12 protein-coding genes are annotated in these 13,213 nt (G+C 72.4%); 8 read left to right on the top strand and 4 right to left on the bottom strand.

All coding sequences use genetic code 11. The annotated features are described in order from the left end of the window. Positions 1 to 44 precede the first annotated feature (44 nt). From tsaB to JOD63_RS11245, 4 genes are read left to right on the top strand one after another with little or no spacing between them, the layout of a single operon-like run. Entirely contained in the window at positions 45 to 704 is a 660-nt protein-coding gene (gene tsaB / locus JOD63_RS11260; protein WP_045275447.1) for a tRNA (adenosine(37)-N6)-threonylcarbamoyltransferase complex dimerization subunit type 1 TsaB, read from the top strand. Further along, on the top strand, positions 701 to 1,198 hold the full coding sequence (rimI, locus tag JOD63_RS11255) for a ribosomal protein S18-alanine N-acetyltransferase (RefSeq protein ID WP_045275446.1): 498 nt from the start codon (positions 701 to 703) through the stop codon (positions 1,196 to 1,198). The genes tsaB and rimI overlap by 4 nt, the downstream gene beginning before the upstream one ends. Beyond that, the gene (gene tsaD, locus JOD63_RS11250) at positions 1,195 to 2,274 is read left to right on the top strand and encodes a tRNA (adenosine(37)-N6)-threonylcarbamoyltransferase complex transferase subunit TsaD (protein ID WP_045275445.1); all 1,080 of its coding nucleotides are present in this window, start codon (positions 1,195 to 1,197) and stop codon (positions 2,272 to 2,274) included. Before rimI ends, tsaD begins: the two co-directional genes overlap by 4 nt. Next, positions 2,271 to 2,927 (top strand): hypothetical protein, encoded by a 657-nt coding sequence (locus JOD63_RS11245; RefSeq protein WP_245617970.1) that lies wholly within the window; start codon positions 2,271 to 2,273, stop codon positions 2,925 to 2,927. The genes tsaD and JOD63_RS11245 overlap by 4 nt, the downstream gene beginning before the upstream one ends. Before the next feature lie 16 nt (positions 2,928 to 2,943). On the opposite strand, the gene JOD63_RS11240 is transcribed toward JOD63_RS11245, so the two are convergent. Then, positions 2,944 to 4,137 carry a class I SAM-dependent methyltransferase gene (locus tag JOD63_RS11240; protein WP_045275444.1) on the bottom strand — a complete coding sequence of 398 codons (1,194 nt, stop codon included), beginning with the start codon at positions 4,135 to 4,137 and terminating at the stop codon, positions 2,944 to 2,946. Positions 4,138 to 4,316: 179 nt separating this feature from the next. On the opposite strand from JOD63_RS11240, the gene JOD63_RS11235 reads away from it, so the two are divergent. The 4 genes from JOD63_RS11235 (at position 4,317) to JOD63_RS11220 (ending at position 9,072) form a co-directional block, all read left to right on the top strand. Then, complete coding sequence (locus tag JOD63_RS11235) at positions 4,317 to 5,267, top strand: hypothetical protein (RefSeq protein ID WP_045275443.1); 951 nt, start codon at positions 4,317 to 4,319, stop codon at positions 5,265 to 5,267. A gap of 99 nt (positions 5,268 to 5,366) precedes the next feature. After that, positions 5,367 to 5,576, top strand: coding sequence for a hypothetical protein (locus JOD63_RS11230; RefSeq protein ID WP_045275442.1), 210 nt, complete (start codon positions 5,367 to 5,369; stop codon positions 5,574 to 5,576). Positions 5,577 to 5,626: 50 nt separating this feature from the next. After that, positions 5,627 to 7,543 (top strand): dynamin family protein, encoded by a 1,917-nt coding sequence (locus JOD63_RS11225; protein WP_245617969.1) that lies wholly within the window; start codon positions 5,627 to 5,629, stop codon positions 7,541 to 7,543. Next, a complete protein-coding gene (locus JOD63_RS11220) occupies positions 7,540 to 9,072 on the top strand; it encodes a dynamin family protein (protein ID WP_245617968.1) in 1,533 nt (510 codons plus the stop codon). Before JOD63_RS11225 ends, JOD63_RS11220 begins: the two co-directional genes overlap by 4 nt. Here the strand turns inward: JOD63_RS11220 and JOD63_RS11215 are convergent. From JOD63_RS11215 to JOD63_RS11205, 3 genes are all read right to left on the bottom strand, one after another. Continuing rightward, entirely contained in the window at positions 8,992 to 9,642 is a 651-nt protein-coding gene (locus tag JOD63_RS11215) for a hypothetical protein (RefSeq protein WP_045275441.1), read from the bottom strand. The genes JOD63_RS11220 and JOD63_RS11215 overlap by 81 nt on opposite strands. Then, on the bottom strand, positions 9,629 to 10,573 hold the full coding sequence (locus JOD63_RS11210) for an IniB N-terminal domain-containing protein (RefSeq protein ID WP_052682492.1): 945 nt from the start codon (positions 10,571 to 10,573) through the stop codon (positions 9,629 to 9,631). The genes JOD63_RS11215 and JOD63_RS11210 overlap by 14 nt, the downstream gene beginning before the upstream one ends. Before the next feature lie 126 nt (positions 10,574 to 10,699). Beyond that, entirely contained in the window at positions 10,700 to 13,210 is a 2,511-nt protein-coding gene (locus tag JOD63_RS11205; protein WP_052682491.1) for a helix-turn-helix domain-containing protein, read from the bottom strand. Between the last annotated feature and the right edge of the window lie 3 nt (positions 13,211 to 13,213).

The raw sequence follows: 13,213 nt of genomic DNA, 5'->3' as shown, positions 1-13,213 counted from the left end.
GCCGGCGCAGGGCGGTCGCGGGGAGCCGCGACTACGCTGGAACGGTGATTCTCGGCATCGACACGTCTCTCGGCACCGCAGTGGCCGTGGTCGAACCCGACGGTGCCGTGCGGTCCCAGCTCGAGAGCGCCGACCCGCGAGGGCACGCCGAGGTGATCGGCACCCTCATCGAGCGCGCGTTGGCCGAGGCATCCGTCCGCCCTGCCGGCATCACCGCCGTCGCGGCGGGTATGGGGCCGGGGCCGTTCACCGGACTCCGGGTCGGGATCGCCGCCGCCCGCACGTTCGCCCTCGGGCGCGGAGTCGAGGTCATCCCCGTCGTCAGCCATGACGCGGTCGCCCTGGAGCTGCTGCTGCACGATGCGCTCACCGGCGGGTACGACGACGAGCAGCCCGAGGCCTTCGCCGTCGTCACCGACGCGCGGCGCCGCGAGTTCGCCTACACGGTGTACCGGGGGCTCGACGACGACGGGCTGCCCGTGCGCCTCGCCGAGCCCGGGCTCGCCCCGCGCGATGACCTCGACGGCGTGCTCGCCGCCCGCGGCATCCTGCGTCGCGACGCCGACCGCATCTCCGCTGCGATGCTCGCCGTCACCGCCGGTCGCGCCGTCGCGGCCGGGCGTGTGATCGGCCCGCACGACGCGCTGTACCTGCGCTCACCCGACGTGACCATGCCCGGCGCGCCGAAGAAGGTGGGCGCATGACGCTGCGCACCGCCGTCGCCGCCGACCTCGAGGCCGTGATGCGGCTCGAGCGCGACTCGTTCCCGACCGACGCCTGGTCCGACGCGATGATGCGCGAGGAGCTCGCGTCGCCGCACGGGTGGTACGTCGTCGACGAGGAGGCCGGCCGCCTCGTGGGCTACGCGGGACTGCGCGCAGTGCGCGGAGCGACGGATGCCGACGTGCAGACGATCACCATCGCCGCGGGTTCGCGCGGGCTCGGCCGCGGTCGGACGCTGCTCCGTGCGCTGCTGGTGGAGGCGGCGGCTCGTGGAGCCCACGACGTGTTCCTCGAAGTGCGCGCCGACAACCCGGTGGCGCAGGCGCTGTACGCGTCGGAGGGCTTCATCGAGATCGCCCGTCGCCCCCGGTACTACCAGCCCGACGACGTCGACGCCATCGTGATGAAGCTCGACCTGCGCGGCTGGGCGACCGCACCCGCGGCGCGCGCTGACGAAGCGGGAGCCTGCACATGAACCGCGACGAGCCCCTGGTGCTCGGCATCGAGACCAGCTGCGACGAGACCGGCATCGGCATCGTGCGTGGGCGCACCCTGCTGTCGAACACCATCGCGAGCTCGATGGACGAGCATGCCCGGTACGGCGGCGTCGTACCCGAGGTCGCCGCGCGCGCTCACCTCGAGGCGCTGCAGCCCTCGATCGAGGCGGCCCTCGCCGAGGCAGGCGTCGCCCTCGCCGACCTCGACGCCGTCGCCGTGACGAGTGGTCCGGGTCTGGCCGGTGCGCTCATGGTGGGGGTCGGCGCAGCCAAGGCGCTCGCCGTCTCGCTCGGCAAGCCGCTCTACGCCGTCAACCACCTCGTGGGGCACATCGCAGCCGACATCCTCGACGCGGATGCTCCGCCCCTCGAATACCCCACCGTGGCCCTGCTCGTGAGCGGCGGGCACACCTCGCTGCTCCTCGTCCGCGACCTGACGACCGACGTCGAACTGCTCGGCGAGACGATGGACGATGCCGCGGGCGAGGCCTTCGACAAGGTGGCGCGGCTGCTCGGGCTCCCGTACCCCGGCGGCCCGCAGATCGATCGCGTGGCGGCCGCCGGCGACCCCCGCGCGATCGCGTTCCCACGAGGACTGTCACGCGCGAGCGACATGGCGGCGCATCGCTACGACTTCTCGTTCTCCGGCCTGAAGACCGCCGTCGCGCGGTACGTCGAGCAGCGTCGCGCCGCCGGCGACGAGGTGTCGGTCGCCGATGTCGCCGCGAGCTTCCGCGAGGCCGTCGTCGACGTGCTCGTCACCAAGGCGCTCGCCGCCTGCCGCGACCACGACGTGCCGCGACTGCTGCTCGGCGGGGGTGTGATCGCCAATCGGCGCCTGCGCGACACGGCGCTCGAGCGCGGCGCTGCCGCCGGCGTGACGGTGCGCATTCCGCCGCTCTCGCTGTGCACCGACAACGGCGCCATGATCGCCGCGCTCGCCGCCGAGCTGATCATGTCGGGGCGCGAGCCGTCGACGCTGGAATTCGGCGCGGACTCGACGCTGCCCGTGACGGAGATCCAGGTCGCCGGCTACGCGGAGGCTGCCGCGTGAGCGACGGAGGAACGCGGATGCCTGCGGCCGGCGCCGGGCCGGCGGGCGCCGACCCAGATGCCGTCGAAGCCGCCGCCGACCAGGCGGCGGCCGAGACCCCGGCAGCCGACTCGGGTGCGGCGGCGCCTGGGTCGATCGCCGAGCGGACCGACGAGGCGGCCGCATCCCCCGCGTCCGCGTCGTCTTCACGCCCCGACGCGCCGTCGCCGGCGTCGGCGCCGATCGTCGAACCGGTGTCGCCCGACGTGACCGTGGCCGGCGACGCGGCGTTCCTCCCGGGCGTGCACCGCGGCGGCTATCTGCGGCTGCCGACGGCCCCGATCCAGGTCACCACACAGTCGGCCCCGAGCGAGCCTGGGGTGGAGGAGCCGCACGAGCTCCTCTGGGAGCCGGCCCCCGAGCCGGTGCTGCCCCACCGCGGTCTCGCGGGCTGGGCGCTGCTGTTCGCGATCATCGGGCTCGTGGTGTCGTTCTTCGTGGGCTGGGGGTTCCCGATCGGCGTCGTCGCGATCGTGTCGGCGCTCCTCGCGCTGCGCCGCCCCCTCGAGAGCCGCGCGATGGCGGTGTGGGCGCTGTCGCTCGGGGTGGTGTCGGTGCTCTACAGCGCCGGATGGCTCGCCTTCGCGGCGATGCGCGCCGAACTCTTCGTCTGACGCCGGCCCGCGGGCGTCACGCGCCGATGCGGTCGGCGAGGATCGCGGTGCGGGTGGACCCGATGCGCGTCAGGATGAGCGTCGCCGCGTCGTCGCCTTGCAGCTTCAGCCGAGTGCGAAGTGTCGCCGGGTCGACGTCGACCCCGCGCTTCTTGATCTCGAGTCGCCCGATCCCACGCGCCCGCAGCGCCTTCGCGAGCGCCTTCACGTCGGAGGGGAGCGTCTCCCTCACCCGGAACGACGACACGAACGGGCTCGTCAGCGCGGCATCCGACGTGAGGTACGCGATGTGCTCGTCGAGCACGCCGGCTTGGAGCGAGCGCGCGACGTCGCCGATGAGCCGGGCGCGGATGACGGCACCGTCGGGCTCGTGCAGATAGGCGCCCAGCTGCCGCGCCTCGACGTCGGGAGCATCCGCCCCCGCGGTCAGTTCGTGTGCGGAGTCGCCGCGCACGACGAGGGCGGAGCGACGGATGCCGGCGCGCGCGAGTGCGCCCGACCACAGCACGAGTTCGATGGTCGACCCGTCGGCGCTGACCCACTGCGCTTCGACGTCGTCGGGGATGAGGCTGCGGTCGAGGCCGGGGCCGAGCTTGATGCCCGTCGGCATCCGCTCGGCGAGCGCGAACGCCCAGTCGAGCGACGGCGACCAGTCCTCGGGGCGGGTGCGGGTGGTCTCGGCGTGACCGGCCGTGCGTCTCGCGGGGTCGAGCCACACCGCGTCGACGCCGGTGAGGTCGGTTCCTTCGGCGGTGCCGTGCTTCACGACCGCGCCGTCGCCGAACGGCGCGAGGTTGTACGCGGCGATCGCCGCGGTGACCTCGTCGGCGTCGACGGCGGTCACGGTGAGTCCGATGCCGGCGAGACCGAGGGCGTCGCCGCCGATGCCGCAGCCGAGGTCGGCGACGCGCGTCAGGCCCGCGTCGCGGAACCGTGCGGCGTGGCGCGCGGCGATCGGCAGGCGGGTGGCCTGTTCGAGCCCGGCACGGGTGAACAGCATCCGATCCGCGAACGGTCCGAACTTCGCCGACGCGCGTGAGCGCAGCCGTGCCTGGGTGACGACGGCCGAGACGAGGTCGGGGGAGTGCCCGTCGCGACGGAGCCGCGTCACGGTGCGCGCGACCTCGTCGGTGGAGCCGATCTCGCCGAGTCCGTCGAGGAGGCGCAGGCCTTCGGGGGTCAGCAGGGCGGTCAGTTCGGACATCTCCACCGCCCCAGCCTACGGAAGCCGGCCCGGATCCCCCGGGGGGAGGGGGATCCGACGCCGGCGATCCCCCATTCCGGCCGGGCGAGTGCCGGAGCCAGCCCCGATGCGGCGGTGCCCCGGCCGGTCCTACCGTGAGGGCACATCAACAGGTCGGGGCCGGGCCCCGGGATTGGGAAACTCTCATGGCAGACACCGAGATCGAGGTCGAGGTCGAGGACTCCCTCAACACCGACAACTCGATGAAGACCGAGTACGACATCGACGATTCGGGCAACACCGACAACTCGGTCGACACGGACACCGATGTCGATGTCGACATCGAGGACTCGTGGAACACCGACAACTCCGTCGACACCGACGTGGAGGACTCGCACGACACCGACAACTCCGTCGACACGGACACCGATGTCGACGAGTCGTACAACACCGACAACTCGGTCGACACCGACGTCGAGGACTCGTGGAACACCGACACCGATGTCGACGAGTCGTACAACACCGACAACTCGGTCGACACCGACACCGAGGACTCGCACGACACCGACAACTCGGTCGAGACCGACATCGACGACTCCTACAACACCGACGACCACTCGGTGCAGGTCGGCGCGCGCAGCTACAACACCGGCATCGACGGTGGTGCGGGCGGTGCTGCGGCTGCCGCGGGTGCGGCTGCTGCCGGCGCGGGTGCACTCAACATCCACAGCACGACGGTCGACCAGTCGCAGAACGCGAGCATCTTCGCGCACGGCGACGTCGACATCGATTCGCGGGCCGAGGCCGCAGTGGCATCGGGCGACGACGCGGTGGCTGCGGGTGACGACGTGAACATCAACACCAACGTCAACAGCTCGATCAACGTCACCTCCAGCGGCGGCGACGCGAACCTGAGCAGCGACACGGTGATCCAGTCGGTGATCGGGTCGTACAACACCTACACCGACAACTCCGTCAACACCGACAACTCGATCGACGTCGACATCGAGGACTCCTGGAACGACTACTCCGAGAACAACGTGGCGACGGACTCGTTCAACGACTTCGAGACCGACACCGAGGTCGACGTGGACGTGGACGTGGATGCCATCGTCGGCAGCCTCGGCGCGTCGATCGCGGACGACATCGATTTCTGATCGACTCGACTGGGGAAGGGGCCCGGCCGCCGTTGCGGTGGCCGGGCCGCACCTCGGCCCGGGGAGCGGCACGGCAGGCGCGAAGGAGGGTGAGCGACGATGGACGACACCGATCCCGCTGCGCCCTTCGATGACGACGACCTGCTCACGCCGGTCACCGCACCGGCGGATCCCGATGCCGGCAACCTCTTCGACGACGAGCTGGCAGGCATCCACGCCGGCGACTGGGACCTCGACGCCGACCAGCTGTGGGGGGAGGAGATCGCGCCGCCGCCGGCGGATCCCGATCTGGATCTCCCGCTCTGGTGACCAGAGGTCTAACGTGGGTCGCGGGGGACCGCTGGACCGAGGGGGTGACAGTGGATCAGGCCGCGCCTGCGACGACCGTCGCGGTGAGAGTGCCGGCGCTCGCCGGTGACGTCGCATCAGCCGATCTCATCGCGCTCGTCGACAGGGCGAGGGGCCTCGCGGCCGACCTCGATCGCGACGATCTCACCGCCCGCCTCGCAGGCACACGATCGCGACTGCTCGACCCCGACATCCGTGTGGTGGTGGTCGGCCAGTTCAAGCAAGGCAAGAGCAAACTCGTCAACGCGCTGATCAACGCGCCGGTGTGCGCGGTCGACGACGATCTCGCGACCAGCGTGCCCATCGCCGTGGGGTTCGGACCGTCTCCGTCGGCCGAGGTGCTGCTTCGCGAAGACGGGGCGCGCAGCGGGGTGGTCGATCGCGTCTCGGTGCCCATCGACGCGATCGACGATTTCCTGTCGTCGCACGTGCGCTCCGACGACCGGCGCACCGTGGTCGGCGTCGAGGTGTCCGTTCCGCGCGAGATCCTCAAGGGCGGGCTTCGGATCGTCGACTCGCCCGGGGTCGGCGGGTTCGAGTCGACCCGGTCGCTGTCCACGCTGACAGCCCTGTCCAGCGCGCACGCCGTGCTGCTGGTGTCGGATGCGTCGCAGGAGTACACCGAGCCCGAGATGCAGTTCCTCCGCCACGCGCTGCGGATCTCTCCCAACGTCGCGGCCGTCGTGTCGAAGACCGACATCTATCCGCAGTGGCGAGACATCGAGTCGATCGATCGCGGCCACCTCTCCGACGTCGGCGACGTGCCCGTCTTCGCGGTCTCGAGCGACCTGCGCCTGCTGGCTGCGGGGACGCAGGACCGCGAGCTCAACGACGAGTCCGGGTTCCCCGCGCTCGTCGCCCACCTGCGCCGGAACGTGCTCGGGCAGGCGGAGGAGGTGCAGCGGCGCGCGGCATCCCACGATCTCGTCTCGGTGACCGAGCAGCTGGCGCTGTCGCTCCAGACCGAGCTCAACGCGCTGCTGCACCCGGAGGAGACTCCCGCGCTCATCGCCCGGCTCGAGGAGTACAAGACCCGCGCGGAGGAGTTCCGCAGCCGGGGCGCCCGGTGGCAGGTCGCCCTCAGCGACGGCGTCGCCGACCTCATCTCCGACACCGAGCACGACCTCCGCGACCGGCTGCGCAAAGTCCAGCACGAGGCGGAGACCTCGATCGAGGAGGGCGACCCCGGACCCATCTGGGACCAGATCGTCGAGTGGATCGATCAGCGCGTGGCGGCGGCGGTCGCCGAGACCTTCGTCTGGACCGACGAGCGGTCGAAGTGGCTCGCAGAGCAGGTGGCCCGCGAGTTCGCCGAGGACGAGCTCGTCCTGCCCCGCATCGACGTCGGCGCGACCGACGGGGTGCTCGACCCCGTGACCGACCTCCGCACCCTCGACGAGGGGCGCCTGAGCGCGACCGAGAAGATCTACATCGGGGTGCGCGGCTCGTACGGCGGCGTGCTGATGGTGGGACTCGCGACGAGCCTGATCGGTCTGCCGCTCATCAACCCGCTGTCGCTGCTCGCGGGCGTGCTCGTCGGGCGGCGGGCCTATCGCGAAGACATGTCGTCACGACTCCTGCGCCGCCAGTTCGAGGCGAAGAACCTGATCCGCCGCCACATCGAAGAGGTCGTCTTCCAGGTCGGCAAGCAGCTCAAGGACAGGCTCCGACTGGTGCAGCGCGCATCGCGCGACCACTTCACCGCGATCGCCGACGAGCTCCACCGGTCGATCACGGAGTCGGTGACCGCGGCGCGACAGGCTGCCGTCGGCTACGAGCGCGATCGCGACAGCCGGGTGCAGGCGCTGCGGGCGCAGCTCGCCCGGGTCGAAGAGATCCGGCGCCGGCTGCCGGCCCCCGTGCACCCCGTCACTGTGCACCCGGGCACCGTGCATCCGGCCATCGAAGTCGGAGAGAGTCCGCGGTGACGCGGTCGGAGATGCTGCGGGTCGCCGGCCTCGTGACGTCGGCGCAGGCGCTCTATCACGACGATCCGACGGCGGTCGCGGAGCTCGACGGGTACGCCGTCCGTCTGCGAGAGCCGCTGCGGCTCGCGGTGGCGGGCATGGTGAAGGCCGGCAAGTCGACGCTCCTCAACGCCATCATCGGCGAGCAGATCGCGCCGACCGACGCGGGCGAGTGCACGCGGACGATCACCTGGTACCGGCACGGCGCATCGCCGCGCATCACCGTGCACCTCGCCGACGGCACGACCTGGTCGATGCCGATCCACCGCGTCCGGGGGCGGCTCGTGCTCGATCTCGGACCGTGGACCGCCGACGACGTGGCGTGGATCGACGTCGAGTGGCCGGCCGAGGCCCTGCGCTCGCTGATCCTGATCGACACCCCCGGCGTGGCGTCGTTGTCGTCCGACGTGTCGGCGCGGTCGTCGGCGTTCCTCTTCCCCGATGACGCGCCCCCGGCGGCCGACGCGATCGTCTACCTCCTGCGCTACATGCACGCATCCGATCTCGGATTCCTCGAGTCGTTCCGCGACACCGCGGCCGGCGCCTCCGAGACCGTGAACGCCGTGGCCGTCCTGTCCCGCGCCGACGAGATCGGCTCCGGGCGGATCGACTCGCTCCTGTCGGCGGCGCGGATCGCCGAGCGCTATCGCGGCGACGGCGAGCTGCGCGCCCTGGCGCTCGACGTGCTCCCCGTCGCGGGGCTCCTCGCCGAAGCGGGGACCACGGTGCGCGAGCACGAGTTCGACGCGTTCTGCGCGCTCGCCGACCTCGCGCACGAGGAGCGCGAGCGCCTGCTGATCTCAGTCGACCGGTTCACGGCGCCGGGCATGCGGGCCGGGCTCGATCACGCCGAACGGCAGGAGCTGCTGGGCAGATTCGGCATCTTCGGCGTGCGTCTCGGGGCGGCGCTCGTGCGTGCCGGTGCCGCGAGCGCTTCCGAGCTCGCCGAGCGGATGGTGCAGCAGAGCGGCCTCATCGACCTGGAGCGGTTCATCGACGCGCAGTTCCGCTCACGCATCGCGGTGCTGAAGTGCCGCGCGGTGCTCGACGGGCTGCAGCGCCTGACGGCGTCGCGTTCGCGGCCGGGCGACGACGTGCTCCGCGGCGGCATCGAGCGTGCGCTCGCAGGGATGCACGAGCTGAGAGAGCTCGCCCTGATCGCTGCGCTGCGCACCGCGACGTCCTCGATGCCGGCCGAGGAGGCGGCGGAGGCGGAGCGTCTCGTCGGCGGGTTCGGCGTCGACCCGCTGGTGCGCCTCGGGCTCCCCGAGGGATCGGATGCCGCGGCGGTGCGCGGCCGGATCACGGTCGCGACGGCACGGTGGCGCGCGCTGGCGGCGTCGCCCGTCGCCTCGCACGCAGTGGCCGACCACTGCGGAGTCGTGGTCCGCAGCGTCGAGGCGCTGGCCTCAGATCTCCGCGCCCGCTCCCGCGCCCGCCCCGCGACGGACGTCGTGGCCGCGGGCCGTCCACTTCAGGGCCCCGGGTAGCACGCTCAGCAGCAGGCCGAGCGCGAGCAGGGCCATCTGCGCGACGAGCAGAAGCTCGACCGGCTCGCCGCGATCGCCCCGGGTCACCATCTCCCGGCCGAGGAAGTACAGCACGGCGAGCAGCACCGTGCTGCCGAAGAGGTACCAGCGGGCGCCCGGCCGACGGTTGGTGAACGACACCACGAAGACGATCTGCGCGAGCACGACGGCGACCAGTCCTCCGAACAGGCACCAGAAGAGGATCTCCGCGGTCGTCTCATGGGTGGCCTCCGCGCGATCCGGAGCGATGCCGGCCACATACGCGGTGATCTCGTCGAGCTGCGGCACGCGGATGACGAAGAGATACACCGCCGCGGCGGCGCCCGCCATGAGGCTCAGCACCCAGCAGACCAGAGCCAGCGCCGCCGATGCGGGCGGCGGCCGCTTCACGATGACGGGCGGTGCCTCCTTGCCCGCCGTCGCGGGCCGGGGCGGAGCCTCCCGCGGGAGACTCCGCCCGTCGCCCGGGGGCGGGGCCTTCACGACGTCGCGCCGTGGCGCCTCGCCGGCGGCGAGCTCAGAACTCGTCATCCGATGCCATCTCGTCGGGCGCGCCGCTGTCGTCCGCGCCGAACATCTCATCCGACTCCGGTTCGGGCTCAGGCATCGGTTCGGGTTCGGGTTCGGGCGCGGGAGCGGGTGCGGGCTCGGCCGCGGCGAGTGCCGGCTCGGGCGCGGGGGCTGCCGGGGCCGCGGGTGCCGCGGGCGTCTGCGACGCGCCCACCGAAACGCCGACCGAATCGTCGGTGAGCACGACCTGCGTCGACGAGGTCGTCTCGGTGGTGGTCGACGTCGTGTTGCCCGACGACTCCGAAGTCGTCACCTGCAGACCGTCGTTCCCCGAGGCGACGATGGTCGCCGTCGTGGAGTTGTCGGTCGTCACGGAGTTGTCGGTCGTGTCGTTGTACGAGTCCTCGACCACGGTGACGGTCGTGTCGCTGCCGATGTTCACCGCGCCGCCGGCGGTGACCGTGACCGAGTGATCCGACGTCTGGTCGATGTCGACGTCCTCGCCCGCGGCGATGGCGTCGTCGCCCGAGGCGACGGCCGCCTCCTGGTCGAACACCTGGGTGACGTCGCCGCCCGCCCAGATGCTCTGGTTCGTGGACTGGTCGACGATGGAGGCGCGGTTGTCGGCCCAGGTGAAGTTCTGGGTGATGTTCTGGATCTCGCGGACGGCGGGCGCGGCGGCCTGCGAGACGACGATGCTCACGGGCGTCGAGTGGTCATCGCCGCCACCGCCACCGCCACCGCTCCCGGACGGTGCCGGGATCACCTGCACCCGATCGATGACGACCGGGGTCACCGCCTGCACGTCGGATGCGGTCACGTTGCCGAGACCCCGCTGCGCGAGCGCGCCGTCGGGATCCTTCGCGAACTCCTCGGCGGCATCCGGATCGCGAAGCAGACTCAAGATGAACTCGATCAATGCTTCCGCCACGGTGGCGAGGGTGACGCTCATGATGGACTCCTCCGGTGGATTCTGGGATCGACAGTACGTTCGGATCGCGGGTGCCCGCGTCGGTGCTCATCCCCCTAAGCCAGACCCCCCACTAGGGGAACGCGCTGACCGTCGGGTGACGGATGACTAGGGGCTCAGGCCCGGGTCGGGTTCGCCCCCGAGTGTGGCCCGCAGTTTGGCCATGAGATCGGACCGCGAGGTGGCCGACAGCCGGGTGCGGATGCGCGCGATGTGATGTTCGGCGGTGCGCGGCGAGATGAACATCGCCTGCCCGATCTCGACGTAGGTCTTGCCCTGCACCACGAGTTCCGCGACCTCGCGCTCGCGCGGGCTCAGCACGCCGGCGGGGGTGACGACGCCCGCGTCGACTGCGGGAGCCGGGGCGACGGGGTCGCCGGCGACCGTCGCGGACTGTCCGTGCGGGTGCAGCTGCCGCGCGCAGGCCAGCAGGCGCGCCGAGACCTTGCGGTCGCTCGACCGCGCAGCGCCGTGGCCGGCGAGGCGAGCTCCGTCCCATGCCAGACCGACCGAGGCGAGTCCTTTCGCGGCGCTCTCGACCTCGTCGCCGTCGACGGATGCCGCGAGCACGGTCGTCCACACGCGTCCGGCGTGGGCCATCCGCGCGGCGACCCGGCTGCGCGGCGCGGCGGCCACCAGCGCACGGGCGTGCGGCTTGAGCTCCTCGGGGCTGCTGTGCAGGATCGCGCGCTGGATTCCCGTCCAGTGCGCGTGCGCCGCCCAGCAGGGTGCACCGCCGAGCCCGTCCACGAGTTCGAGCGCATCGGCGAAGCTGCGGTCGAGCACCGATGACGCGAGCTGCAGGCGCGCCGCGGCGATGACGAACTCGCCGAGCACATGCAGGCTGTACAGGTCGAATCGTGCCGAGAGCAGGCTCGCGCGGGAGCGGCGCCACTGCGCGCTCAGCGCCTCGTGGTCGGAGTAGCGCCGTGCCAGGGCGAGCCGGATCCCGGCGGCGAGGAGGCGATCGCGTTCGCCCAGCGCGCGCCCCGAGCCCTCGGCCGCCTCGAGCGAGGTGCCGGCCTCGTGCGGGCGGTCCTGCAGGATCGCAACCCAGGCCGACCACAGGCGGAGCCTGTCGGCAGCGGCACCCCCGCCCTGCCGGCCCTGGAGCGCATCGGCGAGCACCCGCTCGGCGATCTCGAGTTCGCCGGTGTTGATCGCCGTGAGCGCCGCCAGCACCGCCGGGTACTCGGGCATCGGGTCGGCTCCGCCCGACGCGGTGGTCAGGCTCGACGCGCGGACGAGGCGATCGAGGGCGTGCGCACCATCGCCGTCGACCGTGTCGCGCAAGCCGCGTCGGAGGAAGTCCGCGGCCACGGAGCGCGTCGTCGGCGTCGCGGCGGCGCTCGGATCGAGCTCATCAGCGCGCAGGATGGCGGCATCGCCGATCGCGAGGGCCGACACGGCCGCGCTCGCCCGCGACGTGGGGGCTGTCGGCGGGCGAGCGCGATACACAGCGTCGGCCTGATCGGGCAGGCCGCGTGCCGCCCACAGGCTGGCCGACAGGTCGGAGAGGCGGTCGTCGCCGTCGTCGTCGGCCAGCAGGCTGTCGGCGCGCAGCGCGGCCGCGTCGATGTCTCCCAGGCCGAAGCTCGCGATGGCCTGTCCCAGCGCGCAGTCCGGCGCTCCTCCTGCCAGGGCGGCCGCCTCGAACAGCGCGGCTGCGCGGGCGGCGTCTTCCGGCACGGCGAGCCACCCCTCCTGCGCGAACCGTGCGGCGGCCTGCGGGTCGCCCTGGCTCACGGCGAGAGGTGCCAGCCGCACCACGTCGTCGACGTGATCCGCCGCCAGCGCCGGCCAGTTGTCGGCGACGCGCGACGCGGCGGCGGTCGCGACGACTGCGGAGCGGACGAGTGGGCTGGCCCGGCCGCCGCGCTGCGCGAGCCCGGCGGCGTGCGCGCGGGCGGCGAGGGCCGGGTCGAGCGCGTCGCCCTCCGCGAGGCAGGCCGCCTCGACCGCGTCCCGCACGGCGGGATCGAGCATCTCCACGCGGTGCGCGATCTCGTCGATGAGTGCGGCGTGGATCACGCTGTGCCCGGCCGGGTCGTCACAGGCGGTCGGATGCAGCGACAGCGCGGCCGTCATGAGCCAGGCGATCCCCCCGGTGCGTCCGATGAGTTCGTCGATGCACTCCCGCGCGTGCTCGGGTGCGGTGCCGGGCTCCGTCAGGTCCGCTGCGGTGAGCGACCCGATGACGATCGCGGCGGATGCGCGTTCCAGCACGTGCATGATGCGGTCGACGTCGGCGCTGACCGGTCCGGGATGCACGCTCGCGATGACGCTGGCCGAGGCATCCTCCGTCGCCGAGACGATCCGCTGCATCGCTTCGTCGTCGAGCAGATCGAGGTCGTCCACGAAGAGCACGGTGTTGGCGGTCGTCGACGGGGGAGCGGTGACGCGCCCCGGTTCGATCCACGTCGTCGGGGCGCCGGCGGCGGCCAGCGCGGAGCGGATCGACTGCAGCAGCCGCGTCTTGCCCGACCCGGCGGTTCCGACAACCACCGCGCGCCGCGACGGCCGGTCGGGCAGCAGCAGGGAGTCCAGCCGCGTGCGGGCGATGCGGGGCAGCAGGATGTCGGCGTCGAAGGCCGGCCGGTCCAGGCGCGGTCGGATCATCGC

It is taken from the genome of Microbacterium terrae (genome assembly GCF_017831975.1).
Lineage (GTDB): Bacteria > Actinomycetota > Actinomycetes > Actinomycetales > Microbacteriaceae > Microbacterium > Microbacterium terrae.
The sequence above is the reverse complement of the archived record's forward strand: the minus strand, read 5'-3'. Positions and strand labels throughout refer to the sequence as shown.

Coding starts and splice junctions, on each gene's coding strand:
- JOD63_RS11235 (WP_045275443.1), top strand. CDS start 4,317: ATGGCAGACACCGAGATCGAGGTCGAGGTCGAGGACTCCCTCAACACC.
- JOD63_RS11230 (WP_045275442.1), top strand. CDS start 5,367: ATGGACGACACCGATCCCGCTGCGCCCTTCGATGACGACGACCTGCTC.
- JOD63_RS11210 (WP_052682492.1), bottom strand. CDS start 10,573: ATGAGCGTCACCCTCGCCACCGTGGCGGAAGCATTGATCGAGTTCATC.
- JOD63_RS11215 (WP_045275441.1), bottom strand. CDS start 9,642: ATGACGAGTTCTGAGCTCGCCGCCGGCGAGGCGCCACGGCGCGACGTC.
- tsaD (WP_045275445.1), top strand. CDS start 1,195: ATGAACCGCGACGAGCCCCTGGTGCTCGGCATCGAGACCAGCTGCGAC.
- JOD63_RS11205 (WP_052682491.1), bottom strand. CDS start 13,210: ATGATCCGACCGCGCCTGGACCGGCCGGCCTTCGACGCCGACATCCTG.
- rimI (WP_045275446.1), top strand. CDS start 701: ATGACGCTGCGCACCGCCGTCGCCGCCGACCTCGAGGCCGTGATGCGG.